The 26246-nt window shown below is 69.0% G+C and carries 25 protein-coding genes; 6 read left to right on the top strand and 19 right to left on the bottom strand.

The window, feature by feature from the left end; genetic code table 11:
- Window positions 1-5: 5 nt before the first annotated feature.
- Window positions 6-1136 carry a Gfo/Idh/MocA family protein gene (locus tag F1C10_RS14335; RefSeq protein ID WP_185207178.1) on the bottom strand — a complete coding sequence of 377 codons (1131 nt, stop codon included), beginning with the start codon at window positions 1134-1136 and terminating at the stop codon, window positions 6-8.
- On the bottom strand, window positions 1133-2980 hold the full coding sequence (locus F1C10_RS14330; protein WP_185207176.1) for a glycoside hydrolase family 15 protein: 1848 nt from the start codon (window positions 2978-2980) through the stop codon (window positions 1133-1135). The genes F1C10_RS14335 and F1C10_RS14330 overlap by 4 nt, the downstream gene beginning before the upstream one ends.
- Window positions 2981-3076: 96 nt before the next feature.
- Here F1C10_RS14330 and F1C10_RS14325 point away from each other — a divergent pair, with 96 nt between their 5' ends.
- The 4 genes from F1C10_RS14325 to F1C10_RS16865 all read left to right on the top strand — a co-directional run bounded on the left by F1C10_RS14325 (window position 3077) and on the right by F1C10_RS16865 (window position 5853).
- On the top strand, window positions 3077-3880 hold the full coding sequence (locus F1C10_RS14325; protein ID WP_185207175.1) for an SDR family NAD(P)-dependent oxidoreductase: 804 nt from the start codon (window positions 3077-3079) through the stop codon (window positions 3878-3880).
- Window positions 3881-3975: 95 nt separating this feature from the next.
- Window positions 3976-5331 carry a dihydrolipoyl dehydrogenase gene (locus tag F1C10_RS14320; RefSeq protein ID WP_219729759.1) on the top strand — a complete coding sequence of 452 codons (1356 nt, stop codon included), beginning with the start codon at window positions 3976-3978 and terminating at the stop codon, window positions 5329-5331.
- Between the two features lie 12 nt (window positions 5332-5343).
- Window positions 5344-5514: a gluconokinase gene (locus F1C10_RS16870; protein ID WP_308458062.1), complete on the top strand. Its 171-nt coding sequence runs from the start codon at window positions 5344-5346 to the stop codon at window positions 5512-5514.
- 39 nt (window positions 5515-5553) lie between these two features.
- A complete protein-coding gene (locus tag F1C10_RS16865; RefSeq protein WP_308458061.1) occupies window positions 5554-5853 on the top strand; it encodes a hypothetical protein in 300 nt (99 codons plus the stop codon).
- A gap of 55 nt (window positions 5854-5908) precedes the next feature.
- On the opposite strand, the gene F1C10_RS14310 is transcribed toward F1C10_RS16865, so the two are convergent.
- The 13 genes from F1C10_RS14310 to F1C10_RS14250 all read right to left on the bottom strand — a co-directional run bounded on the left by F1C10_RS14310 (window position 5909) and on the right by F1C10_RS14250 (window position 18719).
- Window positions 5909-6598 carry a PIG-L deacetylase family protein gene (locus tag F1C10_RS14310; RefSeq protein ID WP_185207171.1) on the bottom strand — a complete coding sequence of 230 codons (690 nt, stop codon included), beginning with the start codon at window positions 6596-6598 and terminating at the stop codon, window positions 5909-5911.
- On the bottom strand, window positions 6595-7803 hold the full coding sequence (locus F1C10_RS14305) for a glycosyltransferase family 4 protein (RefSeq protein ID WP_185207169.1): 1209 nt from the start codon (window positions 7801-7803) through the stop codon (window positions 6595-6597). Before F1C10_RS14305 ends, F1C10_RS14310 begins: the two co-directional genes overlap by 4 nt.
- Window positions 7800-8630 (bottom strand): sugar phosphate isomerase/epimerase, encoded by an 831-nt coding sequence (locus tag F1C10_RS14300; RefSeq protein WP_185207167.1) that lies wholly within the window; start codon window positions 8628-8630, stop codon window positions 7800-7802. Before F1C10_RS14300 ends, F1C10_RS14305 begins: the two co-directional genes overlap by 4 nt.
- Window positions 8627-10117, bottom strand: coding sequence for a YcaO-like family protein (locus tag F1C10_RS14295; RefSeq protein ID WP_185207165.1), 1491 nt, complete (start codon window positions 10115-10117; stop codon window positions 8627-8629). Before F1C10_RS14295 ends, F1C10_RS14300 begins: the two co-directional genes overlap by 4 nt.
- Window positions 10114-10929 carry a hypothetical protein gene (locus F1C10_RS14290; RefSeq protein WP_185207163.1) on the bottom strand — a complete coding sequence of 272 codons (816 nt, stop codon included), beginning with the start codon at window positions 10927-10929 and terminating at the stop codon, window positions 10114-10116. Before F1C10_RS14290 ends, F1C10_RS14295 begins: the two co-directional genes overlap by 4 nt.
- A complete protein-coding gene (locus tag F1C10_RS14285; RefSeq protein ID WP_185210271.1) occupies window positions 10920-11912 on the bottom strand; it encodes a Gfo/Idh/MocA family protein in 993 nt (330 codons plus the stop codon). Before F1C10_RS14285 ends, F1C10_RS14290 begins: the two co-directional genes overlap by 10 nt.
- On the bottom strand, window positions 11912-13039 hold the full coding sequence (locus F1C10_RS14280; RefSeq protein ID WP_185207162.1) for a bifunctional 2-polyprenyl-6-hydroxyphenol methylase/3-demethylubiquinol 3-O-methyltransferase UbiG: 1128 nt from the start codon (window positions 13037-13039) through the stop codon (window positions 11912-11914). The genes F1C10_RS14285 and F1C10_RS14280 overlap by 1 nt, the downstream gene beginning before the upstream one ends.
- A gap of 2 nt (window positions 13040-13041) precedes the next feature.
- The gene (locus tag F1C10_RS14275; protein ID WP_258042943.1) at window positions 13042-13983 is read right to left on the bottom strand and encodes an HD domain-containing protein; all 942 of its coding nucleotides are present in this window, start codon (window positions 13981-13983) and stop codon (window positions 13042-13044) included.
- Window positions 13980-15158, bottom strand: a complete 1179-nt coding sequence (locus F1C10_RS14270) for an inositol-3-phosphate synthase (protein WP_185207160.1) — start codon at window positions 15156-15158, stop codon at window positions 13980-13982. Before F1C10_RS14270 ends, F1C10_RS14275 begins: the two co-directional genes overlap by 4 nt.
- 107 nt (window positions 15159-15265) lie before the next feature.
- The gene (locus tag F1C10_RS14265; RefSeq protein ID WP_185207158.1) at window positions 15266-16048 is read right to left on the bottom strand and encodes a Crp/Fnr family transcriptional regulator; all 783 of its coding nucleotides are present in this window, start codon (window positions 16046-16048) and stop codon (window positions 15266-15268) included.
- A gap of 167 nt (window positions 16049-16215) precedes the next feature.
- Window positions 16216-16956 carry a fatty acid desaturase gene (locus F1C10_RS14260; protein WP_185207156.1) on the bottom strand — a complete coding sequence of 247 codons (741 nt, stop codon included), beginning with the start codon at window positions 16954-16956 and terminating at the stop codon, window positions 16216-16218.
- Window positions 16953-17420, bottom strand: coding sequence for a sterol desaturase family protein (locus F1C10_RS14255; RefSeq protein ID WP_185207154.1), 468 nt, complete (start codon window positions 17418-17420; stop codon window positions 16953-16955). Before F1C10_RS14255 ends, F1C10_RS14260 begins: the two co-directional genes overlap by 4 nt.
- Before the next feature lie 477 nt (window positions 17421-17897).
- The gene (locus tag F1C10_RS14250) at window positions 17898-18719 is read right to left on the bottom strand and encodes an SDR family NAD(P)-dependent oxidoreductase (RefSeq protein WP_258042942.1); all 822 of its coding nucleotides are present in this window, start codon (window positions 18717-18719) and stop codon (window positions 17898-17900) included.
- Between the two features lie 267 nt (window positions 18720-18986).
- On the opposite strand from F1C10_RS14250, the gene F1C10_RS14245 reads away from it, so the two are divergent.
- Window positions 18987-20774: a YbhB/YbcL family Raf kinase inhibitor-like protein gene (locus F1C10_RS14245; RefSeq protein ID WP_185207151.1), complete on the top strand. Its 1788-nt coding sequence runs from the start codon at window positions 18987-18989 to the stop codon at window positions 20772-20774.
- A 240-nt stretch (window positions 20775-21014) separates the two neighbouring features.
- On the top strand, window positions 21015-21659 hold the full coding sequence (locus F1C10_RS14240; RefSeq protein ID WP_185207149.1) for an NAD(P)H-binding protein: 645 nt from the start codon (window positions 21015-21017) through the stop codon (window positions 21657-21659).
- 5 nt (window positions 21660-21664) lie between these two features.
- Here the strand turns inward: F1C10_RS14240 and F1C10_RS14235 are convergent, their stop codons facing one another.
- From F1C10_RS14235 to F1C10_RS14220, 4 genes are all read right to left on the bottom strand, one after another.
- Window positions 21665-21868: a DUF5818 domain-containing protein gene (locus F1C10_RS14235; protein WP_185207147.1), complete on the bottom strand. Its 204-nt coding sequence runs from the start codon at window positions 21866-21868 to the stop codon at window positions 21665-21667.
- A 126-nt stretch (window positions 21869-21994) separates the two neighbouring features.
- A complete protein-coding gene (locus tag F1C10_RS14230; RefSeq protein WP_185210269.1) occupies window positions 21995-23353 on the bottom strand; it encodes an efflux transporter outer membrane subunit in 1359 nt (452 codons plus the stop codon).
- A 26-nt stretch (window positions 23354-23379) separates the two neighbouring features.
- A complete protein-coding gene (locus F1C10_RS14225; RefSeq protein WP_185207145.1) occupies window positions 23380-24534 on the bottom strand; it encodes an HlyD family secretion protein in 1155 nt (384 codons plus the stop codon).
- On the bottom strand, window positions 24531-26183 hold the full coding sequence (locus F1C10_RS14220) for an MFS transporter (RefSeq protein ID WP_185207143.1): 1653 nt from the start codon (window positions 26181-26183) through the stop codon (window positions 24531-24533). Before F1C10_RS14220 ends, F1C10_RS14225 begins: the two co-directional genes overlap by 4 nt.
- Between the last annotated feature and the right edge of the window lie 63 nt (window positions 26184-26246).

Here is a 26246-nt window from a genome sequence, read left to right as displayed (position 1 = left end):
CCGCGTCAGCTCCGGGACGGGCTGGAGGCGTTGACCGGCTCGGGTGCGGAAACCGGCCGCAGCGTCAACTCCTGCGCGCCGGTGTCGATCCGCTGCCGGCGATCGACGCGCTCGATCGCGACCGGGCCCTTCGTCTTCAGCGCCTCGACGATCGCCTCGATCACCACGAGATCGGCGAGCCCCTCCTCGCCATCGGGCTCGACCATCTGGTCGTTGAGGATGCAGTCGGAGAAGTAGCGCAGCTCGCCGCCGAACTGATCGGTCGCCTTGAACGCCTCGTGCGTCTTGTCACTGCCGATCTGCCGCTGCTGTTCGAGCCCGCTTTGGAACCCGTAGCACGGGCTCATCTGGATCGATCCCTTCGTACCGGCGATCACCAGGGTGTCGATGTCGTTGGCATAATAGCTGACGGTGAATTGCGCGATCCGCTCGCCCGGCAGCCGCAGCGTCACCGCCACGGTATCGTCGAAGTCGCCGACGCCCGATCCCGGATGCCGGGTGCCAATTGCGGAGACGACCTCGATCGGCTCCGCGCCGAACAGATAGCGGATCGCGTTGATCGGATAGGGCCCCATGTCGAACAGCGGCCCCGCCTCGATCCCGCTCGACGCACGGTGGTTCGCCGGATCGACCATCTGCGCGAAGCACGACGTGAAGGCGATCAGCTCGCCCAGTTCCCCGTCGCGGATACGCGTGATGGCATCCAGCGTCGCGGGCTCGAAATGCAGTCGATAGGCGGTCATAAGCTTGGCGCCCGACGCCTCGGACGCGGCGATGATCTCGCGGCATTTGGCGGACGAGATCTCGAGCGGCTTTTCGCACAGCACGTGGATACCGGCGCGCAGTGCCGGCACCGCGAACTCGGCGTGGCGCCAATTGGGCGTCGCGAGGTATATCGCGTCGATCTCCCCCGATGCGATCAGTTCGTCGAACCGGTCATAGGAATAAAGATGCTCGACGTCGTAGCGCTTGCCGAGCGCACGGAGCTTTTCGGGATCGTCGGAGACGAGCGCGGTGATCTTCGAATTGCCCGTGTGCGCGACGCCGGGCATCAGCGCCTCCTGCGCAATGTCGCCGAGGCCGACGATGGCGTAACGGACCTTGGCTCCGAAGCCGAGGGCGGATGCGAGGCTCATATAACGTCTCCGGGAAGAGGTTGCTTGGCTAAAGGTCCGGCGTCGCGCGCGGTTCCGATCGCGTCGAGCGCGAGGACGTGCGCGAGATGCGTCAGCCCCTGCGGCATGTTGCCGAGAAACGCGCCGGTGTGCGGGTCGGCCATTTCGGTCCACACGCCGACACCGCGGTCGAGCGCCGCGACGAGATCGCCGACGATCGTCTCGGCGGCGTCGACTTCGCCGAGCGCAGCACGCGCCTCGGCCATCCAGAAGGTACAGGCGAGGAAGCATCCTTCCTCCGCCGCGGCGCCCGAATAGCGGTAGTGATAGGGGCCGCGCCCAAGCTCGCGATCGATCGCGGCCAGCGTGTCGCGCAGGCGGTCGGCGCCGTCGAACCCGAAGCGGACAGCCAGCGCGAGGCTGGCGTCGAGGCGGTCGGTGCCGGGATAGAAGGTGTAGGCGCGTTTCTCCTCCGACCAGCAATTGTCGCCGATCCACGCTTCGATGCGATCACGCTCGCGCGCCCAGCGATCGCGGCAGGTGGTCGGCAATTGTCCTTGATCGGCGAGCTCGACCGCGCGTGCCAGTGCCTGCCAGCAGCTGATCTTGGACATGGTGTAATGCTCTTCTTCGGGCAATTCCCAAATCCCGGCATCCTTGCGCCGCCACGCATCGGCGCAGCGGTCCGCCAGATGCGACAGCGTCTCCGCTGACCGAGGGTCGAGGATGTTGCCGCACGCGACGAACTGCGCCGCGGTCTCGAAGATATCGCCATAGACGCCGTGCTGAACCTGATCGGTCGCAAGATTGCCTTTGACGACGGGACGGGAGTTCCGCCACCCGGGGGCGTCGATCTCGGCCACCTCGGGCACGCGATCGCCGCCGAGGGTGAAACAGACGCAGGCGCCATGCGCTTCCAGGCGATTGAGCAGCCATGCGAGCGCCGCCTTCGCCTCCGCCTGTAGTCCCGCGGCAAGAAAAGCGCGGATGACATAGCCGGCGTCGCGAACCCAGGCGTAGCGATAGTCGTAGTTCTTGTCGCCGCCGATGCGCTCGGGCAGCGACGTCGTTCCCGCGGCGGCAATCGCGCCGGACGGCGAGTATAACAACAGCTTGAGTGCCAGCGCGCTGCGTACGAAGCCCTCGCGCTGCTTGCCGGGACAGGTCACCCGCTTCGCCCAGTCCCGCCACTCGCGATCGGACAGGTCGATGCGCGCGTCGATCTCGGCGATCGGCGGCACCACCAGCGGCTCGTCCGCGCCCGCCACGATCGCCAGCGTGTGCCGCTCCCCGGCGCGTACGACGATCTGCCCGGTCGCGCCGTCGTCGCTGCGCTCGAGCACCACGCCCTCGCTGTGGAGCAGCAGCCCCAACACGTCGGCGACGTGGAACACGTCATGCGTCCCCACGCGCGACCGGTACGGGCTCGCGGTATCGCCGCGGCGTCCCGGCCGCATCTCGATCCGGAAGTCGATCTCGCCCTCGATCCCGTCGATGCGCCGTGCGAGCTCCGCCCACGGCAGCCGGCCAGCGGTGCCGCTGTTGAGCGACTCGGTCAGCATCGCCCGCCCTTGCGCGGTGGTGAAAATCGTTTCCAGCACATTGCTGTCGTCGCGATAGCGCCGGCTGACGGTGAAAGGCTCAACTGGCGTAATGCTGAAGCGGCCGCCCGCGTCGGCATCGAGCAGCCGATCGAACAACGCCGGAGAATCGAGATTGGGAACGCACCACCAGTCGATCGATCCGTCGGCACCGCTCAGCGCGATCGCCCGCCCGTCGCCGAGAACGCCATAGCCCTCTAGCGCGAGATACCCGTCGACACGCGACGCGATTGATCGATGTTCATGATCGAAGTTGGCATGCATCGACGCTCAACGCTGCCCTCTCGCTGCGGCTCCCTCGCGGAACGCGCGCCGCTACCGACCATTATGCCGCTTAGATTTTCTCCTGAGGAATAAGTCATGGATCTCGGCATCAAGGGACGGATCGCGCTCGTCAGCGGGGGCGACAGCGGCATGGGACGTGAGAGCGCGCGGCTGCTGCTCGAGGCGGGGGCGCGCGTCGCGATTACCGATCGCGCGGGCGGGACGCTGTCGGATAGCCTTGATGATTTGAAGTCTGCTGGCGAGGTGATCGCCGTCGAAGCCGACGTTACCAGCACGGATAGCATTACCGCGCTGTTCGACGCCGTAAAAACGCAGCTCGGCGCACCGGACATTCTGGTCAATGCGGCGGGCGTTACCGGCGCGACGGGCGACTTTCTCGAGGTCGACGACGCGGGTTGGTTGGAAACGCTCGACATCAACCTGATGGGTGCCGTCCGCATGTGCCGCGCCGCCATCCCCGCGATGCGCGCCAACAAATGGGGACGGATCGTCCTGTTCTCGTCGGAGGACGCGGTACAGCCCTATGTCGACGAACTCGCTTATTGCGCGTCCAAGGCGGCGATCCAGAACCTCACCAAGGGCCTGTCGAAAGCCTATGGCTGCGACAATGTCCTGGTGAACGTCGTCATGCCCGCCTTCATTGCCACGCCGATGACCGACAAGATGATGGAGAAGCGCGCTGACGAGAAGGGCGTCGGCTTCGACGAGGCGATCGAAAGCTTCCTCGAAGAGGAACGGCCGGGCATGACGCTCAAGCGCCGCGGCCGCGCGGACGAGGTCGCCGCGGCGGTCGCGTTCCTCTGCTCGGAACGCGCGAGCTTCATCAACGGCGCGGCGCTGCGCGTCGATTCCGGCTCGGTCCAGACGATGGCGATGTGACCGTGCCACCAACGACGATCGTACGCTAGCGCACCGGAACATCGGGGGCTTCCGAACCTTGCCATAGGTCGACGAAAAGGACGGGACCGACAGCGATGACAGGCAAAGTGGTGGACGTCATCGTGATCGGCGCGGGGACGGCGGGGCTCAAGGCATATAAGGCAGCAACGGCGCGCGGCGCGGACACGCTCATCATCGAGCGCGGGCCGGGTGGCTCGACCTGTACGCGCTGCGGCTGCATGCCGTCCAAATTGCTCATCGCCGCCGCGCGCGCCGCGCATCAGGCGCGGCAGGCGGGCCAATTCGGCATCGAGGTGGGCGCGGTCAGGGTCGATGCCGCGGCGGTGTGGCAACGCGTACGTCGTGAGCGTGACCGGTTCGTCGCCTCGGTGCTGGAGGAATATCATGCCATCCCGGACGATCGACGGCTGCACGGCAGCGCGCGCTTCGATGGTGCAAACAGCGTCGTGGTGGGTGGCCGGCGGATCGAGGCACGGCGCGGCATCGTGATTGCCACCGGGGCGCGGCCGATCATCCCCGACGGGTTCGACGACGTCCGCCACCTCGTCCAGACGCACGAGACAATTTTCGAACGCGGTGGCCTCCCGCGGTCGCTGGCGGTGCTCGGCGCTGGGCCGCTTGGCCTCGAGCTGGCGCAGGCGTTCGCGCGCCTCGGCGTCGACGTCGCGGTGTTCGATCCGGGATCTACCATCGCCGGGCTGAAGGATCCGGACTGCAATGGGGCCGCGATCGACGCGATCGGCAGCGAGGTGCATCTGCATCTCGAAACCAAGGCACAGGCGAGCGCGGCGGGCGGCGACCGGGCAACGCTCAGCTGGGACGGAGGCGAGCTGGTAGTCGACTGCATTCTGGCGGCGACCGGGCGCGCACCCGCGATGCAGGATCTCGGGCTCGAAGACACAGGCATCGCGCTCGACGACGATGGCGTCCCCGTCTTTGACCGGCGCAGCCATCGCTGCGGCGACAGCCGCATCTTCGTCGCGGGTGACGCCGACGCATGGCGCCCGGTGCTGCACGAGGCCGCGCGCGGTGGTCGGATCGCCGGCGAGGTCGCCGCCGGCGGCGAGCCGCCGCGCTGCCTGCCCGCGTTCAGCGTTGCCTTCACCGAGCCGGGTATCGCGCAGGTCGGTATGGCGTTCGTCGACCTTCCGCCTGACGCGAGGATCGGCAGCACCACCGTCGCCGACAACGGCCGCGCGACGGTCGATGGCCACACGCACGGGCTCGTCAAACTCTACGGCGACCGCGCGGGCAAGCTGATCGGCGCGTCGATCGTCGCACCCGACGCAGAACATCTCGGCCATCTCGTCGCGCTCGGCATCGACCGCGACATCGACGTCGCGACCTTTGCCGATCAAGCGTGGTATCATCCGACGCTCGAGGAAATGCTGCAGAGCGCCGCCCGCGATCTCGCCGGGATCGAGGATTAGCAGCGCCGCATCATGCTCGGCGCGATTGTCATCATGGGGGTGAGCGGCAGCGGCAAGTCCACGCTCGGCGTCGCGCTCGCCAAGACGCTCGGCTGCCCGTTCCTGGAGGGCGATTCCTTCCACGCCCCTGCCGCGATCGCGAAGATGCGCGCAGGCCACCCGCTCGACGATGCCGATCGCTAGCCGTGGCTCGACCGGCTGGGTGGCGCGATCGCGGCGGCGGTGCATCGCGAGGGCACTGCCGTCGCCGCCTGCTCGGCGCTGCGCCGTCGCTACCGCCAGCGCCTAACCACGGTAATCGGCGGCACGATCCGCTTCGTCCTTCTCGACGGCGATCCGGCGCTGCTCGCACGCCGCCTGCGCGACCGCCGCGATCATTGGATGCCGCCGGCCTTGCTCGACAGCCAGATCGCGACGCTGGAGCCACCGGGCGAAGACGAGCGCGCGATCACGCTGCAGGCGGGCGAGCCAATTGAAGCACTCTGCTCTGCCGCGATGGCGTGGCTCGCGTCGGACGATTGAAACCAACCTCGGCGCGTCATCAAACCCTCGTTGCCATCCGTCCACCCAATTGCTCTCACTCTGGCACGTGCAACCGCTCCTCGTCGATCGCGGCGATTGCGGCGGTGAGCCGGTCGGCGGACCCGAACTGGAAGCCGATCTGCGTCGTGTAGGCGGCGCACATGGCAAGCCGGTTCGCGCGGTCGGCATCGTCGAGCGCGTGGACGTGCACCGCGGGCGGCAGGCCGGCGGGGGAGGCACGCGTCAGATAGGGCCAGTCCTCCCACAGCAGCGCGGCCGCGCCCGTCGCGGCGATCGCATCGCGGACGAGCCAGTGGTCGACGTGGTCGCCGATCGCCATCGGGCCAAGCAACATGTCGGGGGCGAGCGAGGCGACCTGATCGGCGATCGAACGCGTCAAGGCGGGCAGGATATCATCGTCCTCGCGGCGCGCGCTGAACAGCGCGGGCGCGCTCGCATAGCCGCGGTGCGGCGCCTCGAGATGCGGCAGGTGAACGACTTCCGCGCCGATCACCGCCGCCGCCGCACGGTCCTCCTCGCGCCGCAGCGCCATATAATCAACGTCGGGCGCCAACCCCTTGTCGAGCTGACAGGCGAGCGCGAAGCCCTGCGGCCGCGCGACGTTGCCGGTGAAGCAGGTGACGATCGTCACCCGGTCCCCGCGCCGCCGATGCGCGGCGAGCAGCCCGCCGATCGAGAAGGCCGCGTCGTCGAGATGCGGCGAGATGGCCACGACATGCGTCACAGCAGATGCGGCTCCGCGCGGAAACGGCACGGCGTGATCGCAATGTCCGGATCGACGCCGCTGGGCGGCGCGGCCGTGTGCAGCGCCGCATAGATGCCGATGATCTGCGCGCCCACCGCGTGCCAGCTATAGACCCGGCGACATTCGTCGAGCGCCGCGTTGGCAAGCCGGCGGCGCAGGCCGTCGTCGGTGACCAGCCGCGACAGCGCCTGCGCCTGCGCGGCGACGTCGCCCGCCTCGACCAGCAGGCCGTTCTCCCCGTCGCGGATGCAGTCGACCACGCCGACCGAGCGGCACGACAGCACCGCGTGGCGGCTCGCCATCGCCTCGAGGATCGTGTTCGAGAAGCCTTCGGCATAGGTCGGCGACACAAATACGTCGTGGTCGCGGTACAATGCGGGCACGTCGGCATAGTCGGCGTAGCCGGTGAAGGTCACGCGATCACCGAGTCCCAGTTCGGCGGCGAGCGCCTGCGCCAGCACGTAATCGGGGCCGATGCCCGAGATCGTGCAGTGCCAGTCGCCGGCGACCTGCGGCAGCGCGTGAAGCATGTCGAGCACGCCCTTCCGCCGATCGACACGCCCGTGATAGAACAGCCGGACGGGGCCTTTTTCCGCCGCGACGCCGGGGGTGAAGCGATCGGTATCGACCGCCCCGGGCACGATGGTGAAGCGCTCGATCGGCGTGCCGAGCCGCTCGTGCACCTCGCCTGCGAAGCTGCGTCCGCCGATCAGCAGCGCGTTGGCATATGCGAGCACACGCTCCATCGCGATGCGATGCGTGTCGCAGCACGATCCCACCCAATGCCCGTCGCCGCCCTGGATCGACACGATGCACGGCAGCCCGAGCCGCTGCGCGGCAAGCAGTGTCGCCCAGCCGGTGGGATAGCCGTATTGCGCGTGCAGCACGTCGAACGGCGCCGCGGCATGTTCGGCCACGATCGTCGCGACGATGGTGTCGATATCGCCCTCGAAATCACCGCCCGCTTGCTCGCCCAGCGCCTCGAGCCCGATCACCTTGACGCCGGTCACCGCGGGCGGCGGGCCGCCGCCGTAGACGCGCGCGCGCTCGGGATCGCCATAATACTGGCTGACCATCGTCACGTCGTGCTCGGCCGCCACCAATTGGCGCAGCAGGTTGATCGCGTAGATCGACATGCCCGAGATCGCGGGAAAGAAGCGCCGCGAGACGAAGCAGATCCTCACGCCGCAATGCCCTTCAGGTAATCAATCGCCTCGGGGATCGCCTGGTGCGCGCGCGGGCTCTCGCGCGACAGCTCGACGCAGACCAGCCGCCGGTATCCGATCTCCTCCAGCGCGGCGAGCACCGCGGACATGTCCATGTCGCCCTGTCCGAACGGCAGATGCGTGTGATCGCCGCGCCGCATGTCCTCGACCGCGACGGTGCCGATCGCCGCGGCGTAGTCGCGGATCGCCGTTTCGGGCGCGATATCCTGCGTGACGAGGCAGTGCCCCGTGTCGAGCGCGAGGCGCAGGCGCGGGTGCCGCGTGGCGAGCGCCGCATAGTCGCCCACCGTCTCGACCAGCATTCCCGGCTCGGGCTCGAAGCTCGCGTCGATGCCTACCGCCTCGGCGTGGTCGAGCACGCGCGCCAGCCCGTCGTCGAGCCACCCACGCGCCGTCGCGTGATCGATCCCCGCCTGCGGCACGCCCGCCCAGAACGACACCGTCTCGCTGCCCAGCAGCGCGGCGATGTCGAGCGCGCGGCACAGAAAGGCGACGCGGCGCGCGCGCCCTTCCGCCTCGGGCGCGATCAACGTCGGTTCGTGCTTGACGCGCGGGTCGAGCAGGTAGCGCGCCCCCGTCTCGATCACGCTGCCGAGCCGCAACGTGTCCAGCAGCCGCCCGACGCGCTCGGTCTCGCGCTTCCATTCGTCGGCGAACGGATCGAGGTGATGGTGGTCGAGCGTCAGCGCGACGCCGTCATAGCCCGCCTCGGCGATCAGCATCAGCGCGTCGTCGAGCCGGTGATTGGCCGCGCCGTTGGTATTGTACGCGAAGCGCAGGCTCATTCGCCGCCCGCCTCGAACGCCACGTGATGCGCCTCGGGCTCGCGATAGAGCGGGTAGAGCGGGCCAACGAGGCGATCGGCCATCGCGGTGTCGAACAGCGGGTGGCCGAGCCGCTCGGCGTCGGCCTCGGGCAGGCGAATGCGGCGCAGTGCCGCCCCTTCTTCGCCGAACTGCACCAGCGGCGACCCGAGCGCCATAAGCTTCTCGGTGTTGCGCGCGCCGATGCGGTAATAGCTCATCGTCTCGACCTCCATGCCCGGCACGATGACCTTGACGACGGTGACCGCGCGATCGGGCGGCGACATATCGACGTAGAGGATGTCGAACCCCGCCGCCTCGACTGCTGCGCGTGCGGAGCGCGCGCGGGCGTGGCCGTCGGGCGCGGGCTGCGTGGGCAGCGCCGAGAAGGTATGCGTCGATCGTTCGGCGAGCATGCTGTCGGACAGCCAGTCGCGCAGTTCCTCGGCGCTGCGCCGCGTCCAGTCCTGCATCGCGGCGAAGGCGCGCCGGTCGCTCGACTTCGCTGCACCGCCGGCCTGCGCCATGAAGCGCTCGACATAGCCCGCGGGCGCGACGCTGGCGACGAGATCGGCGGGGCCGTGCGCGAACGCCTTGCGCGCGCGGCTGGCGGCGAATTCGGTCAGGCACTTGTCGAGCGCCGTGGCGCGATCGGCGTGGCATGCCTCGCCGCACGCGGTGACCATGATCGGCGCGGCGGGCGCAGCGCGCTCGTCGATGCCGACACAGTAGAGGTTGGGGAGGCCGAACTGGTCGGTCGCGAACTTGGGGATCGCGCGAATGCCGGCTGCGTCGAACCGATCGAGGATCGCGCGCGTCGATGCCGGCAGATCACTGTCCAGCGACAGCGTCGTGCCGCGATCAAGCGCGCGAAAGACGAGGCCGTTGCCGTCGCGCTGCAGGATCTCGCACAGGCCATGCCCGATCGCCCAATCGAGATCGGGGCCGGCGCCCATCCCGTTCGAGATGATCGTGGTGAACGGGCGGTAACCCGGCGCCAGTTCCTTCGACGAATAGGCGGCGAGATCGATCGGGACGAGCACGGTCGAGCCGTCCGCCCAGCGCTTCGCCTCGACCCAGTCGAGCATCGTGTCGTGATCGACCGACGATCCGGCGGGGAGGCACAGCGTCAACGGGTCGGCGATCGCGCGCGTACCTAGCGACGCAGCGAGGTCGCGGTAGCTACCGCTGGTCTTCTGCCGCGCGCCCAGCGTCAGCGTGGGCCACACCATCTCGGCGATCTCGCCCAGCCCACCGAGCACCGCCGCCTCATCGGTCGCGCCATAGCCGACGCCATAGGGCATGATCCCCGCCAGCGCCGGATCCTCCGGAAACAGCGCGACGACCCACACCGGCAGCCCCAGCCGGTCGAGCGGATGGATCGGGAATGCCACGACGTCACCGCGCGGAAACGCGTCGAGATAGGCGTGCGCGGCGGCGCCGAGCCCCTCGGGCAGCCCGGACCTCACAGCGGCAACCGCTTCACGCCCGGCGCGCGCGCGAGGCCTTCGTCGAGCGCGGCGAGTGCCGTATCGCGGCCGATATCAGGCGCATATTCGAACGGCGTCAGCAGCGCGTCGAACGACAGCGGGGCGATGGTGTCGCGGTAGCGACGCAGTTCGGCATGGGTCAGCGGAATGTCCTTGTGAAAGGCCTTGTGGCTGGAAATCGACTGGCTGCGGCCATCGGTGTCCTGATCGATCTTGAACATGTCGCCGCAGAACAGCCGTCCGCCAGGCGCATCGTGCAGGCAGGCTTGCCCGGCATAATGGCCGCCGACGTGATGCAGCGTGTAGCCGGGGGCAAGTTCGAGCACGTCGTCGAACGGCGCGGTGACGCGGAACGCCTTGGTCATCGCCAGATCGTCGCGCTGGATCGCGACGATCGCCGGATCGAAGCGGCGCTGGAGCTGGAACAGCGCGCCATAACCGTGCGCGTGGCTTGCCGAGAGGAAGGCGATGCCGCCGAGCGCCGCGATCCGCTCGAGCATCGCGTCGGAGTAATAGGGCGCCGCCTCGAACGCGATGTTGCCGCCTTCGCGCACGGTCAGCCAGCCGGTGCCGGCAAGGCCGAGCGCTGGGCGCGTGGTGAACGCCCACAGGCCGGGTGCTACCTCACGCGCGTCGCCCTCATGCGTCGCGGCGACCTCGTGCTCGGGCAGGAAGCGCCAGCCGTCGGCGGGCAGATCGTTGCGCACGTCGCTGCAGACGGGGCAGTCCGGCGGCGCGAAATGGTGCTGCCAGAAGCCGCAATTGGCGCAGGCGAACCAGCTCAAAGGCATAAGATCGCCTCCTGATAGGCAGCATCGAAGACGCGCATCAGCGCAATGTCGCGCGGCATTGAGAAATCGTGCGCACCGCCGCGCACTGCCGCCATGAACGCCGCGGCCTGCGCGGCGAAGGGGCTGCGGCCGGTGTCGAAGGCGATCGGCGTCTCCGCGCCCGAGCGCGCGCAGCGGCGCACGACGCTGCCGCCCGCGGTCTGCCCCATCGTGTCGGTAGCGACGATCAGCCCGTGCTCGCCGAGCACCTCCAGCCGCCGGCGCGGCAGCACCTCGGCGCAATTGTAGGCGACGTGGCTCTGGAACAGCACGCCCGATGCGGTCCGCCCCGCCAGCACGCCGCCGTCGTCGGCAGAATAGGCGTGGATGCGCCGCTGAAGCTGGATCAAGAGCGCGGTGATCGGCTCGTGCAGCAGCCGCTCGGCAAGGTCGAGGCCGTGGAGCGCGAGGTCGATCACCGCGCCGCCGCCGGCGCGTGCCGGGTCGACGCGCCAATTGTCGTGCGCCGCGCCGTCGGGCGACCACAGGGGATCGACCCAGCAGGCGTAGACGATGCGCACCGCGACGGGGCGCCCGATCTCGCCTGCGGCGATCGCCTCGGCGATCGCGCGATGCGCGGGATGGTGACGCTGGTCGAACGCGGTGCCGTAGAGCGTGCTGCCGACCGCCGCCGCCATCGCCTCCGCGTCGGCGAGCGATGCGGCGATCGGCTTTTCGCACAACACCGGCATCCCCGCCGCGGCCGCCGTGCGCACCGGGGCAAGATGCGCGTCGTTGGGCGCGGCGACGTAGACGATGTCGCACCCGCCCGCCGCGATCATCGCCTCGACACTGTCATACGCTGCGATCCCCGCGGCGCTTGCCCGATCCCGCGCGGCGGGCGACGGATCGGCGACTGCGGCGATCGTTCCCCCTGCAGCGGCGATGCCCGGCGCCATATGGTCGCGTGCGACCCAGCCGTAGCCGGCGATGCCCCAGCGCATCACCAGCGCTCCGGCAGGTCGACCAGGCGGCGCAGCCGCACCGGGTCGGCGGGATAGATGAGTTCGTCGTCGCGCTTCGCCCAGAAGCAGCCCGTCCCGTACTCGTCGCGCCAGCGCGGCGACGGCCAGCTGACGTGCTCCTCGCCAGACGCGTCGCCGATCAGCGGGTTCGGCCGCAGCACCGTGTCGGCCGCGGGCAACGTCAGGCCGCCGGTCAGCGCGCGCGTGGGAGTGGCCGGCTCGACGATCGACCATGCCTCTACGTCGGGATCGGCGCGCCAGCCCTGCGCCTGGGGTTCCCGGGCGTCTAGCAGCGCGCCGAGCAATGCGCGCTCGTCATAGACCGCGGCATCGGGGAACAACGCAGCCCACTCGGCCCAGCCGCGCGCCGGGCCCTTGCTGCCACCGTGATAGTCGGCGTTGTGCAGATGGCTGACCGCGAGCACGCCATCGGGCACGAGCGCCGCGCGCAACCGCTGCGCGATCGTCAGCTGATCGGGCAGGAAGTAGAAGGCGTCGTTGCACAGCACGAGATCGAAGCGCCGATCCGCAATCGGCCACGGCGCGCTCGCGTCGAACACGACATAGTCCGCCGCGGGGGCGACCCAATGCTTGGCCAGCCAGCATTTGGCGAACACCACGTCGCCGCCGACGCAGGCGACGCCCGCGCGGCTCAGATCGCGCAGATAGTGGCCGATGCCGCACGCCAGCTCGAACGCAGTGGCGGGTGCGGTCCAGTGCGCCTCGATCAGCGCCAGCCCGGCGAGGTAGGTCGGATCGACCCAGCGATAGGCGAAATAGTCGGCGACCGGCCCCATCCGCAACAGCGCCATCGCCTCGCGCAGCGACAGCGTGTCGCGCTCACGCACCAAGTGCTTGAGCTCGGACAGATCCGTGGCAGGTCCGGTCCACCAGGCGTCCTGATCGGTTAGCAAGGCGACCAGCGCATCGTCGGGGCAGCCGGCGTCGAGATGGTCGAGCGCGACCGCGACCAGCCCCTCGCTCTCGATGCGGAGATAAGGGATGCCGTCGACCACCGGCCAGCGCTCGCCCGGCGCGGCGAGCGAGTGCGGCGTATCGGCGACGAGCGGCCGGCCGGTGATGGGTGACCGCAGTGCCGCCGCCATGCTCACGCCAGCCCCGCGTCTGCGAGGATGCGGTCGTGGAACGCCTTGACCGGGCCGTCATGGACAAGGCCGTAGTCGCCGAGCACCAGGTCCATCGTCAGCCGCGCGGCGCGCGTGAATTGCTCGATCTCCAGCACGCGGTCGAGCACGTCCGCGACGTGGAAGGCGCGCGCCTCGGGCGTGCGATCGCCGGCGATCGGTTCGATCGCCGCCTCGACGATCGGGCGCAGGCGATCGTCGAGCTCGGCGAGCGCAGAGGCGCGGGCGTTGGCAATCGTGGCATCGAGCGCGCCACCGAGCAGCATCTCGCCCGAATAACCGCTGTCGGGCATGTCCGCATTGTGCAGGTGATGCGCCAGTCCGGCGACGAAAACCGCGATCGGATCAGCAGCGTGCCAGCCGCTCGCGAGTACGCCGTATACCGCGACCATCAGGCAGTGCTCGGCGTGGTTCTCGGGCGGCTGGAGCAGGATGCGCGGCCGCCCGGGGCATGTGACGCCCGCACGCGGCTGGCGGGCGAGCTTCCCGACGAAGGCGGGCACCGGCCCCGCTTCCGGCCGCCCCGTGATCAGCGCCTCACGCAACTGTGCGCTTAGCGCGGCGGGGAGCTCGGGCGCGATCTCGTCGAACGCGCGATGGAGGATCGCCGGCGCCTCATCGCTGATCCCGAGCAAGGCGAGCGCGGCGGCATCAATATCGCCGAGCCGCGCCGATACCAGCGCCGCCGCCACCGTGCGCGCCATCACGCTATCCGCCGCCTCGCCGCGGACCAGCGCCGCCCATGCGGCGACGAACAGCCGCTCGGCGATCGATCCGGGGGCAGCTGCCGAGCGGATGCGCTTCAGGTCACCCAATTCGCGAAACAGCGGCAGTGCGGCTGGGGTCAGCCCCTTCGCCGCATTGGCTTCGGTCAAGGTATTCGCCGCCACGGGGGCGCCGATCACGCGTCGCGGCGATCGAGCCAGCGGTCGAGAATCAACTGCTGCTCGGGCACCGCATGTTCCGGCGCGCCGCCGCGCGTCTGCGGCAGCTTGAAGAACAGGCCGAGCTGCTCCTGCACCCCGCCCTCGCCGCGCTGGTGCGCCAGATCGAGGCACCGCGCGATCTCGATCGCGAGCGGTGCCGCGAGGATCGAGTCCTTGCACAGGAAATTGAGCTTGAGCTGCATCTTCTGGCCGAGGAAGCCGGTCAGATCGACATTGTCCCACGCTTCCTTATCGTCGCCGCGCGGGCGATAATAATGGATCATGATGATGTGATCCTCAACCGGATAGCCAAGGATCTGATCGAGCACGCTGCCCTTGGTCCCAAGCTTGGAGGCGAGCGACTTGGGATCGTCGAGCGCCAGCCCGTCCGAGTTGCCCAGAATATTGGTCGAGAACCAACCGTCGACGTGCAGCGCGCGATCGCGCAGCGCGGGTGCGATCACGGTCTTCATGAACGTCTGCCCGGTCTTGCCGTCCTTGCCGGCGACCGGCACATTGCGCTCGGCGGCGAAGGCGGCGAGCGGCGCGATGTCGGCGGCGACCGAGGGGGTGAAGTTCGCATACGGCGTGCCGGCGTCGATCGCGGCATAGGCGTAGAGCATCGCCGGGCTGATCGCCGCATCGTCGCTATCGAGCCCGCGTTCGAACGCGTCGCGCGATTGCAGCGCGGGATCGTCGGCGCCCGGCACACGCTCGGTCGAGGCGAGGTTGATGACGACGACGCGGTCGAGCCCCTTGTCGCGGCGAAAGCGATCGAGGTCGCCCTGGATCTGCGCGATCGCCGCGCGGTGCCCGCCGGTCAGCTTGTTGCCGCCGTCGATATTGGCGCAATAGCCCGTGCTGCCCGCCGCCTTCCACGGACGCATGTCGTTCAGGACGGCCGCGCCGTCGGCCAGTTCCTTCTCGCCGATCACGCCGTGGCGCAGCGCGAGGTTGCCGAGCGTGTCGTCGGCGAGGTCCCAACCGCCGAACTCGAGGTCGCGATAGGATGCCATGCCGGCAACGTCGCGCCCCGCGAGCGGCAGCCCGGCGAGGCTGTTGGAACCCGCCTTGATCATCTCAATCCCGGCGATGGCGGTAGTCGCGACGGCGCCGCCGACGCCAACGATCGCAACACCCAGACGTTCGGCCATAAATATTTCCCCGCTCGGCCCGGAAAGGGGCCACCAACGCTGAAGCGGGGAAAAACGACGGAGGTTGCGGACAAATATCGGAAGAATGCGATTTCGTTGCGGTGTCGTTACATATGTTCCTCTATCCGAACGATCGAGTGATCCATGTCACCTTTCGACCCTACCGGCGGCAACCAGTCGGTCGCGATCTCGCCGTGGCGATCCTTGAAATCGACGAGCTTCGCCAGCCGGCTGACATCGTTGATCCTGATAAGCCGCCCGGTGCGCTCGACCAGCCCGGTTTCCTCGAGCGCCTTGAGCGACCTGTTGACGTGCGTCTTGGTCAGCCCAACGGCATCGCCGAGATCCTGCTGCGTCAGCGGCAATTCGAATGTCGATCCCTCGAGCCCATCGATCACGCGCAGCCGTGAACGGATATCGAGCAGAAGGGTCGCGATGCGCGTGAAGCCGTCGGTTCGCCCGATCGAGGTCAGCCGATCCGCCATCGCTACCTGCTCCGAGGCGGCGACGGCATATAGCAAGGCGCCGAGCCGCGGCTGCGATCGGAACAGCCGTCCGAAGACGTCCTTGGGGATCTGGTAGAGCGTAGCGGGGCTGACCGCCTGCAACGTCGCGGCGCTGCGCCCCCAGGCGATCGAGAAGGTCGTCGTCACGTCGCCGACGAAATAGAAGCGCAGGATTTGCCGCCCACCATCCTTCAGCCGCACAGATCCGTGTAGCCACCCACTCGCAACGATGAACAATTGATCGGTCGCCGCCCCTTCTTCGATCAGCACCTCACCCGATGCGACGCTGCGTTCACGTCGTTCCAGCCACCGCAGCGCGTCGCGCTCGGCGAAAGTGAGCGCGACATATTGCGATAATCGGGCTTCGAGCGGGCTTTCGATCATGTTGTTCCGAAACGTATCGATCGCGCGACGTATCCGTCCTGCCACGTCACCGACAGTCGAACTTGCTCGGCCCAATGATCGCGGTCATTTCGAGCGCCGGGCCACTGCGAAGGACGAGACGACCGATGGTATCCCGCTCATCCCGCACGCCTAAGGGAGACCCGCCGCTATCGTCGCGGTGCCAGCGTCTCGCGCCTCAACGCCGGCAGTCGCCACCATGGCGTACCGGGGCTGAGATGATGTTCGTGATGATAAGCGCCGAAGTGGAAGCAGGTCATCAACGACACGAGCGGAGGCAGCGTGTTGCTGCGCGCATTGTGCGCGTCGACGAAGGGCCGCTCGTCGTGGCGATGCGGCAGATACGTGCCGAAGACGAACAATTGCCCCAGTGCGAGCAGTGCCGGTATCGCCCAGAAAACGACAATGTTTATGAGCGAAGCACCTAGCAGCATGTAGACGATGGCCGCCACCGTGATCCGCCCGATCTGCCCGTGCGTGTAGTAATTGCGGAAGAAGGCGCCGAACCACGGCAGCGCGCGACGCGGCGCACCAGCGTGGAAATCGGGATCGGTGGGCGTGCCCGGCGCGGCGTGATGCGCGTGATGCTTGGGTAGCAGCGCGCCGTACGACAGGCCGGCATAGGCGCCGAGGCAGATCGTCCCCACGATCCTGTTGAGCCGCGGCCGGCCCGGTGCGAGCGATCCGTGCATGCAATCGTGCGCGACGATGAACAGCCCGGTGCTGAGCCACGCCTGTGCGACGACGACGATCGGCGCCAGCAGCGCGGAAGCTAGGCTCCATCGCCAGAAGAAGACGCCGCCGACGTGCACCGCGATCCACGCCGTGCCGATCGCCGCGGCGAGAATCAGGCCGCGCCGGGCGTCACCGATCCCGCGCCCCCGGCTCATCGCCCGGCGCGTTCGGCGAGCCGGCGCTTCAGCCGGGCGGGATCGGGGGCGAACAGGAAGCCGAAGCTGACGCCGCCGTCCTTGCCCTTCACCGCGTGGTGCAGCCGATGCGCCTGATGCAGCCGCTTGAGATAGCCGCGCCGCGGCACCCAGCGCAGCCCGAAGCGCTGGTGGACGAGCATGTCGTGGACGAAGGCGTAGATCGCGCCGTAGACGGTGATCCCCAGCGCCATCCACCACACCGGTTCCCACCATGTGCCGAGCGCGAACAGCGCGACGACGATCACGGCGAACGTCACCGCATAAAGATCGTTGCGTTCTAGCGCGCTGTCATGCGGCTCATGGTGTGAGCGGTGCCAGCCCCAGCCCCATCCGTGCATGACGTATTTGTGCGTCGCCCAGGCGAACCCCTCCATGAACAGCACCATGGCGACGACCAGCAACACCTTCTCATACCAACTCATCGTTGTCCTCGGCACCTTGGGTGCGGCCGCTGCCGCCGTCGTGCGCGCCCGCGCCTTAGCATGGACGCTGCACAGCCGCACCAGCTTGCGACGTGCCGCCTTTGCCGCCGCCCGCCGGGTAAGGGGAAGCGTCCGGGTCGCGAGCGGCGCGGCTGCCCGCCTTATATAGGTTCGATCACGTACGAATAAATGCGATGCGACGTTCCTAAGTCCGCATGATCGCTGCTGAAGCGCTCTGCCCGATGATCGGCAAGGCGCCTGGTACGGCATCACCGACCGCGGCTTGGTGGATCAGGTCGCCCCAAGCCGCGCATCGGCCAACTGCCAGCGAAGAATGCTCTAAGGCCCGCATCGCGCCCGGCATCGAATAGACCCGGTGCCCGGGGGCGCATTGCGGCTGCGGCTTCAGCTCGCCCCTCACCGTCAGGCACTTCGTCGGATTGCCGCAGCGGCGCCCCGTGCGCGGCAAGCAAGTCGTCAGACTTCGATCTGCACCACGTCGAGACGCCGCTCCGCCGGCAGCGCGCCGAGCGCCGGGCTATGTTTCGATTTGTCGAACCCGGCCATGATCCGCTCGAAGCGCTCGCGCACGGTCGCCTCGTATTCGACGTGCGTCAGCACATAGAGGTCGTTGTCCCGCACCGCCTCGACGACGCGTTGCCCGACGACGCGCGGATCGATGCCGCCGGCCATCCATGCGCGCCGCTGGTCGATCTCCGCCTCGCCGAAATCCTTGCCGCCTTCGCCGTAGACCGCATTCTGGCGGTTGCGCCGGCCGGCATAGATGTTGGTGCTGACGAGGCCGGGGCACAGGATCGAGACGCCGATGTTCCGCGGGGCCAATTGCTGGCGCCACCCCTCGCTCATCGCCACCACGGCGAACTTGCTCGCGCAATACGGCTCCATCCCCGCCGGGCTGATCAGCCCCGCCATCGACGCGGTGTTGACGAAATGGCCACCCTCGCCATGGCTTTCCATTAGCGGCGCGAAAACCTCGACGCCGTAGACGACGCCCTTCAGGTTGACGTCGAGCACCCAGTCCCAGTCGCCTTCCGGCACGCTGCCCAGCGGACCGCCCGCGCCGATCCCTGCGTTGTTGGCGACGAGATGCACCTTGCCGAACTTGGCCACCGTCTCGAGCGCCCCCCTGCGCACCGAGTCGCGGCTGGTGACGTCGACCTCAACCCATTCGGCGCGGATCTGGCGGGCACGCAGCTCCTCCACCTTGGTACGGGCGGCCTCGCCCTCGATATCGGCGATCATGATGTTCATGCCTTCGCCGCCAAAGGCCTCGGCCATCGCGAATCCCAGTCCGCTCGCGCCGCCGGTGATAAAGGCAGTCTTTCCCCGCATGTTTTCCACGGCATCGCTCTCCATTGCCGATCCCTGCCGGACGGGCTTGTCGCCGCGACGCTACGGCTTTCGCCGGCCGGATGCCAGCCAAGCCGTCAGGTGACGACGCGGCACCCGCCGGCCGGTCCGCAACAATATTCCTTCGGTCAGCCCGATCGCGGGAGCGCGATGACGGGTTGTGCATTCCCCGTAGTGAACAACGGGATACCATAGATGAAGGCTGCCCTGCTCGTATCGACGCTCCTGCTGGGCGCCGCCCCCGCGCTCGCGCAGAGCAGCCCGGAGGATAACGATAAACGCAAGGTGGAGGCGTTCTTCCACGAGCTTACCCCGCAGAAGCCCGGTCCCGACTTTGCGTCCACGCTGAAGCTGCCGCGCGGCTATCGCGCCAGCGTATGGGGGAGCGGGCTAGGCAACACACGGATCATGGCCGTCGCGCCCGACGGGTCGGTCTACGTCAGCCGGCGGTCGGAAGCGGACATCATCCGCCTGGTCGACGCGAACCGCGACGGGCGCGCCGACGGCCCACCCACCGTCATCGTCAATCGGCCCGGCCTCCACGGTCTGACGATCCACGACGGCATGCTCTATTTCATGACGGTGCGCGAAGTGTTCCGCGCCCCACTGCGCCCCGACGGCAGCATCGGCGCGGTCGAGACGCTGATCGACGATCTGCCCGACGGCGGCCAGCACCTCAACCGCACGCTGGCAGTGGGGCCGGACAAGATGCTGTACATCAGCGCCGGCTCGACGTGCAACGCGTGCGACGAATCGAGCCAGGAGAATGCGACGCTGATCCGCGCCAGCCTCGACGGCAAGTCGCGCCGCATCTGGGCGTCGGGATTGCGCAACACGATCGGCTTCGGCTGGCACCCGCGCACCGGCGAGCTGTGGGGGTGGGATCAGGGGATCGACTGGCTCGGCAACGATCTCCAGCGCGAGGAGGTCAACCGGCTCGAAGCGGGCAAGCGCTACGGCTGGCCCTATGTGTTCGAGGACGGAAAGCTCAACCCGCAGGACGAGCCGCCCGGCGGCATCACCGGCGCGAAATGGGCCGCTGCCTCGACCAATCCGGTGCTCACCCACGTCGCGCATTCCGCCGGCATGCAAATGGCCTTCCACCCCGGCGGCGGCTTCGGCCCCGATGCGGGCGGCGACGCCTTCGTCGCGCTGCGGGGAAGCTGGAACCGCAAGCCCGCCTCCGGCTACGAACTCGCGCGGGTCCGCTTCGATGCCAGCGGTCAGGCAACGCGGATCGAGCCGTTCGTCACCGGCTTCATGAGCCGCGACGGCAACAGCCACTATGGCCGCCCGTGCGGCGTCGCGGTGATGGCCGACGGATCGATCCTGCTGTCCGACGACGCCAACGGGATCATCTACCGCATCACCTACGACGGCGCGACGGGGCAGGCCGCGGCGATGAACCCGCCCGCCGGACCGATGCTCGAGCAGGCGGCGCGCGGCACCAACGTGCCGCTCGCGCTCGCCCGGCCCGAAGCGCGCGCGACCGGCAGCGCCCGGCTGACCGTCAGCGCCGACGGCTTCGGGCCCAATGGCGCCATCCCGCGCGAGCAGAGCGAGTACGGCCTCGGCATTTCTCCCGCGCTGCGCTGGACCGCGGTACCCGGCGCGGCTTCCTACGCGATCGTCGTCGAGGATCCCGACGGATCGGCAAAACCGGTCATCCACTGGGTCGCGTGGAACCTTCCCGCGACGACGACCAGCCTGCCCGCCGGTTTGCAGGAGCGCGACCGGCTGAACGGCGGGGCGCTGGAAGGCGTGATGCAGGGCGCGACATCGCGCGGCACGGTCGGCTGGTACGGCCCGCGGCCGCCCAAGGGAGACCGCCCGCACCGCTACCATTTCCAAGTGCTCGCACTCGACCGGCAGCTCGACCTGCCACCCGGCGCGACCCGCGACCAGCTGCTCGCCGCCGCCGCCGGCCATGTCGTGACGACTGGCGACCTAGTCGGAACCTACGCCGAACCAAGGCAACAATGACGGCCGGGCAGCGTCGATGCGCTGCGTGACGTGTTGAGGCACCGCGATCGTCCGCACCGGCAAGGTGGATATCGCGCGATGCCCGGCAGTCGTGAGGAACGCCGGGAACTCCAACCGGAGGACCGGCGTTCGCCGCCGAAGCCGCCCGTATCGTAGCGGCTCGTTCGCCGCCGCATTGGCAAGCGGGGTGCGCGACGGGTGAAGGTCGACAAGCAGTCGCCGGGCGCTAGCCTGCGCTGCATGACGAATATCCTTATGGTCGGCGGCACCGGGTTGGTCGGTGGATTGGTAACCACGCGGTTGCTGCGCCACGACGATGTCCGGCTCGACAGTCTGGTGCGGTCAGCGACGCGCGTGTGTGAGCGTCCGATCGCTTTCGAGCGTCTCGTTGACGATCCGGCGACGATCCCGGTCGCCGTGGCTGACGTCGGCATCTCGTGCCTCGGCACGACGTTACGCGCGGCCGGATCGCCGGCACGCTTCCGACGCGTCGATCATGATTTCGTCGTCGCCTTCGCGCGGCTAGCCCGCCGCGCCGGCGCGCGCCATTTCATCTTGGTAAGCTCGGTCGGGGCCGGCGGGCGTGGCCTGTACCTGTCGGTCAAGGGCGAGGCCGAGGCGGCGATCCGGGCGATCGGTTACGATCGCGTCGATATCTTACGCCCGAGCCTGCTGCTCGGGCCACGTGCCGATCGGCGCCCGGCAGAGGCGATCGCGCAACGCGTCGCGACGCTGATCGACCCGTTGCTGATCGGTCCGCTTCGCCGTTACGCGCCGCTTCGTGCCCCGCTGGTCGCGGCAGCGATCGAGACACTCGTGTCGCACACCGCGCCAGGCGTCTTCGTGCACGACGTGCCCGCCATACGGACGCTGGCAGGCGCGTGACGGCGTCACGCCGGCGCGACGCCTTCCACGTCGACGCGATCCGCGCCGACCAGTGTGCCGCGCAGCCGCACACGCTTTTCCACCAGATCGACCGGCGTGCGATGCAGCTCGAGCGCGTAGCACCCGCCCCCGTCGCGCCGCAGAAAAAAGCCGCCGCCGTCCCGGATCAACGTGCCGATCTCGTCGATGGGCGCACCGCTAGACGTCATGGTCGAACGCTCCTGCAATTCCAGAATGGCCGACGTGCGGTCGGGCTACATCAAATGGGATCGTGCCATCCAACGAACGATCATCGCATCCGGCATCGTCGCGTTATTCCGCGCGGGATCTGCGCGTCAGCGCGTGGTGCCGCGCACATCGTCTGCGGACCAGCCGCCCCCCATCGCCTGGTACAAGGCGACGTAGCTCGCCAACCGATCGCTTCGCGCCTGCACCAGTGACAGTTCCGCGGTCAGCAGGCTGCGCTGCGCGTCGAGCTGCTCGATATAGGCGGAATAGCCCGCACGATAGCGGTTGGAGGCGTTCTGCAGCGCTCCCTGCGCCGCCGCGGTCTGCTGCGCGAGGTCCTCGGCCTGCTCGCCCGTGCGGCGCACCCCGTCGAGCGCATCGTCGACTTCGCGGAACGCCTGTAGCGCGGCGCGGCGATAGCCGAACGCCGCCTGATCGCGCCGCGCCGTCGCGGCATCTTCCTGCGCCGCCAGCCGCCCGCCGTCGAACAGCGGCGCGAGGACGCTCGCGCCGAGCGTGAAGACGCCGATCGGATTTGCCAGCGCGGTCGACAGGACAAGCCCGGCGGAACCGGTGAGTGCTAGATTGGGCAACATCGCGGCCCGCTGGCTGTCGAGGCTGCGATCGGCGGCGACCAGCGTCTGTTCCGCCTGGAACAGATCGGGGCGCCGCCGCAGCAGATCGGCGGGCAGACTGTCCGGGATCGGCGGCAGCCGGATCGCGTCGAGCGACAGCCCGCGCGGAACCGGCCCCGGATTGTCGCCGAGCAGCAGCGACAGCGCATTCTCCTGCCGGCCGATGGCCAGTGCCGCGGCGGGGACGAGCTGCGCGGTTGCGGCATATTCGGCCTGCGCCTGGCGATATTCGAGCCGCGAGGAATAGCCCGTCTCGTAGCGCCGACGCGCGATCCGCTGCGCTTCCGCCCGTGCCGCCAGCGTCGCGCGGGCGATCGCCAGCCGCTGATCGAGCGCGCGTAGCGTGACGTACCCGGTGGCAACCGCGGCGGCGGTAGCGAGCCGGACGGTGTCACGCGCCCCCTCGCTGGCCAGCAGCTGTGCGCGCGCCGCCGCGCGGGCGAACCGCAGCCGGCCGAACAGGTCGAGGTCGTAACTCGCGGTGATCCCCGGCTGCGCACCGATCGCGCGGCTCGGCGTGCCGAACGGGCTCAGCGTCTGCCCCTGCGTCTCCGCCACCGTGCCGCCGATCTGCGGCAGCAAGTTGGCACGCGACAGCGCCTCCGCCGCGCGCGCTTCCTCCACCCGCGCCGCCGCGATCTGGATGTCGACGTTGGCGGCGAGCGCGCGGGTGACGAGGCTGGCGAGCACGGGATCGCCGAACGCCTCCCACCAATCGGCCCGGATCGGGCCGCCGGGGTTCAACGGCGTGCGCCATCCCGCCGGCGGCGTGACGGCGGCGCCGGGTGGCGCGTCCGCGCGTGGGCCTGGCAGCGTGCAGCCTGCCAGCATTGCGGGGAGGAGGAGCGCGCGCACCCTCACCGGATGGCCGCCCCCGCCGCGGTCTCGACGCGCGCCTGCACCGACATGCCGGGGCGCAACCGCGCGGCGAGCGGCTGGCCGGGATCGATCCGGATCCGCACCGCGATGCGCTGCGGCACCTTGGTGAAATTGCCCGTCGCATTGTCCGATTTCAGTACCGCGAACTCGCTGCCCGCGGCGGGCGAGATGCGCTCGACCCGCCCGGTGAGCCGCGCATCGGCGAGCCCGTCGACGGTGAAGCTCGCACGCTGGCCTACCGCGACGTTCGCGGTCTGCGCCTCCTTGAAGTTGGCGATCACCCACACGTCGGCGGGAACGAGGAACATCAGCTGCGATCCCGCCGTCACATATTGCCCGACGCGCACGCCCACCTCGCTCAGCCGCCCCGCCTCCGGCGCGCGGATCACGGTGTTGGCAAGGTCGATCCGCGCCAGCCGCAGTGCCGCCTCGGCGCCCTGCACGCCGGCCTGCTGCCCGCCGCGCCCGACCGCCACGGTGCGCACCTCCTGCCGCGCGATCTCGCGTGCCGCCTCCGCCTGCGCGACGCCCGCCTCGGCCTGGCGCAGCGCGGCAAGCGTCTGGTCGCGCTCGCGCAGCGATACCGACCCGTCGGTGACGAGGTCGTTGACGCGGTTCATGTCGGCGCGTGCGCGCATCAACTGCGCCGCGGCGTTCTGCACCGCCGCGTCCTGCGCCTGCACGCTCGCCGCGCGGCTCGCCGCCTGCTGGCGATTGTTGGCGAGCGTCGCCTGCTGCGCAGCGAGCGCAGCCTCGGCCTGCGCGACGCGCTGCGCGTAGATCCGCTGGTCGATCTGCACCAGCGGCTCGCCGCGCCGGACGCTGGCGAAATCGGCCACCGCGACCTGGGTGACGTAACCCGACACTTGCGGCGCGACCACGGTCACGCGGCCGCGGACATAGGCGTTGTCGGTCGATTCGCGCGCGACGGTGAACGGCCAGATGCGCCACGCGGCGAGCACCGCCAGCATCCCGCCGAGCGCCAGCAGCGCGATGACGAGCGCCGCGCGACGCGACACCACCGGTGGCGACCAGCCCGACCCCGCCGGCTGGGCTGTCACCGCGGCGGCATCCTCCGCGATCTTCTCGTCGGTGGCGGGAGTGGCGGGAACGGGTGAACGGGCGTCGGTCATGCAAGGGCCTCGCGCCGCGCGCGGACGCGGCGGCGTATCAGAAGAAAGGCGAGATAGGCGAAGGTCAGCCCGGCGAGCAATGCGATCAGCCGGAACACGTCGTTATAGGCAAGGATGTTCGCCTCGCGCGTCGCGCTCTGCGACAACAGCACGCCGCCTTCGGCGCGCGCCAGCGCCGGATCGCCGACGACACGCGCGATCCCTGCGGACCCTGCCGCCAGTCGCGCCTGCACCAGCGGATCGGTCGGCGCCACCGCCTCGACGATCGCAGCGCTGTGCGCCTTCTCGCGCATCACCTGATACGTGCCGAGCAGTGCCGCCCCGCCCAACCCGCCGATCGAATTGACGATGCCGAACAGCGCGATGAAACTGATGATGTGCCCGCTGCCCGCCGCCAGCGCGCGCGTCATGCCGAACAACAACGCAGGGCCAAGGAAGAAGGCGGCCGAAAAGGCGATCAGCGCCTGCGTGACGTAGAGCTGCGGCGCGCGCGTCAGGCTCGTCGCGTGCGAATCGGCATAGGCCGCCACCGCGACGAGGCCGATCGCCAGCATCACGGGCTGCGTCAACCGCTGCGGATCGATCGTCGCCGCGCTAGCCGCCACCCCCGCAACGGTCGCGGCGAAGATGATCAGGAAGAAAGCGATGAGCTGGTCGTTATTCTGCCCCAGCACGGTCAGCAGCCCGACCGCGCCGTACGTCTGCTCCGACAGGACGATGCGCGCCATGATCGTCACGATCGCGAAACGCACGATGTCGGCGCTCGCCAGCCAGCGCGTGTTGAGCAGCGGGTTGGTGCGGCCATGTTCGATGACGAGCGCGGTGACGAGCATCGGGATCGCCGCGAGCAATGCCCATCCGATCCACGGTGCTTCGGTCCACCAAACGATCCGGCCGAGCCCGAGCACCGCCGCGAAGAGGGCCATTGCGATCGCGAACAGCGGGAAAGTCACGAAATCGAGCTTTTCGAACGCCTTGATCCGCACCGTCGGCGGCAGGCGGAAGGCGAGCACCGCGGCGAGGCTGAGCGCGGCGAGGCCGAGTTCGAACAGGTAGAGCGTGCGCCACTGGCTCATCGCCAGAAGCTCGGGCGAAAACAGCCGGGCAAGCGGCGTCGCGCATTGCGGAATGCCGATCCCGACGACCACTGCGCGCAGCCGCCATTCCGCCGGAAACGCCTGCATAAGGTAATAGAGCGCGAGGCTGGATAGCGGCGCCCCCGCCATCCCGCTCGCCGCACGTACAAGGATCGCCGAGCCGAAATCACGCACGAACAGATGCGCGAAAGTGAAGCCGACGTAGAGCACCAGGAAGACGATCGCGAACGGCCGCAAACCGAATTGCTGGCGGAATTTGATCAGCAGCAGGTTAATGCTGACGTTGGTCATCACATAAACCGTGGGCAGCCACGCGACCTGCGCGGGATCGAGCCCTAACGCGCCGCCGAGCGTCGTCGTATTGGCCGCAATCAGCGCGTTACCGAAACCGCCGGTGAGGCCGACGAGTACGGCAACCAGCGCGTAGGCGATGCGCCGGCGCCACGGGTGCGCGGGCGAACCCGGCGATCCGGGCATCGTCGGCAGCTCGTGCGGCGCGAACTGCCAATCCTCCTCGGCAAGGAAAGCCCGGATTCGTGTCGCTAAACGCATGGCGCCCTGTACGCCTGCGCCCATCGATCGTCACCTGGGCGCGATCATCCGGCCGGGGGGCAG

Origin of the sequence: Sphingomonas sp. NBWT7 (assembly GCF_014217605.1) — a bacterium.
Taxonomy (GTDB): domain Bacteria; phylum Pseudomonadota; class Alphaproteobacteria; order Sphingomonadales; family Sphingomonadaceae; genus Sphingomonas.
This window is presented reverse-complemented; position numbering and strand designations above follow the sequence as displayed.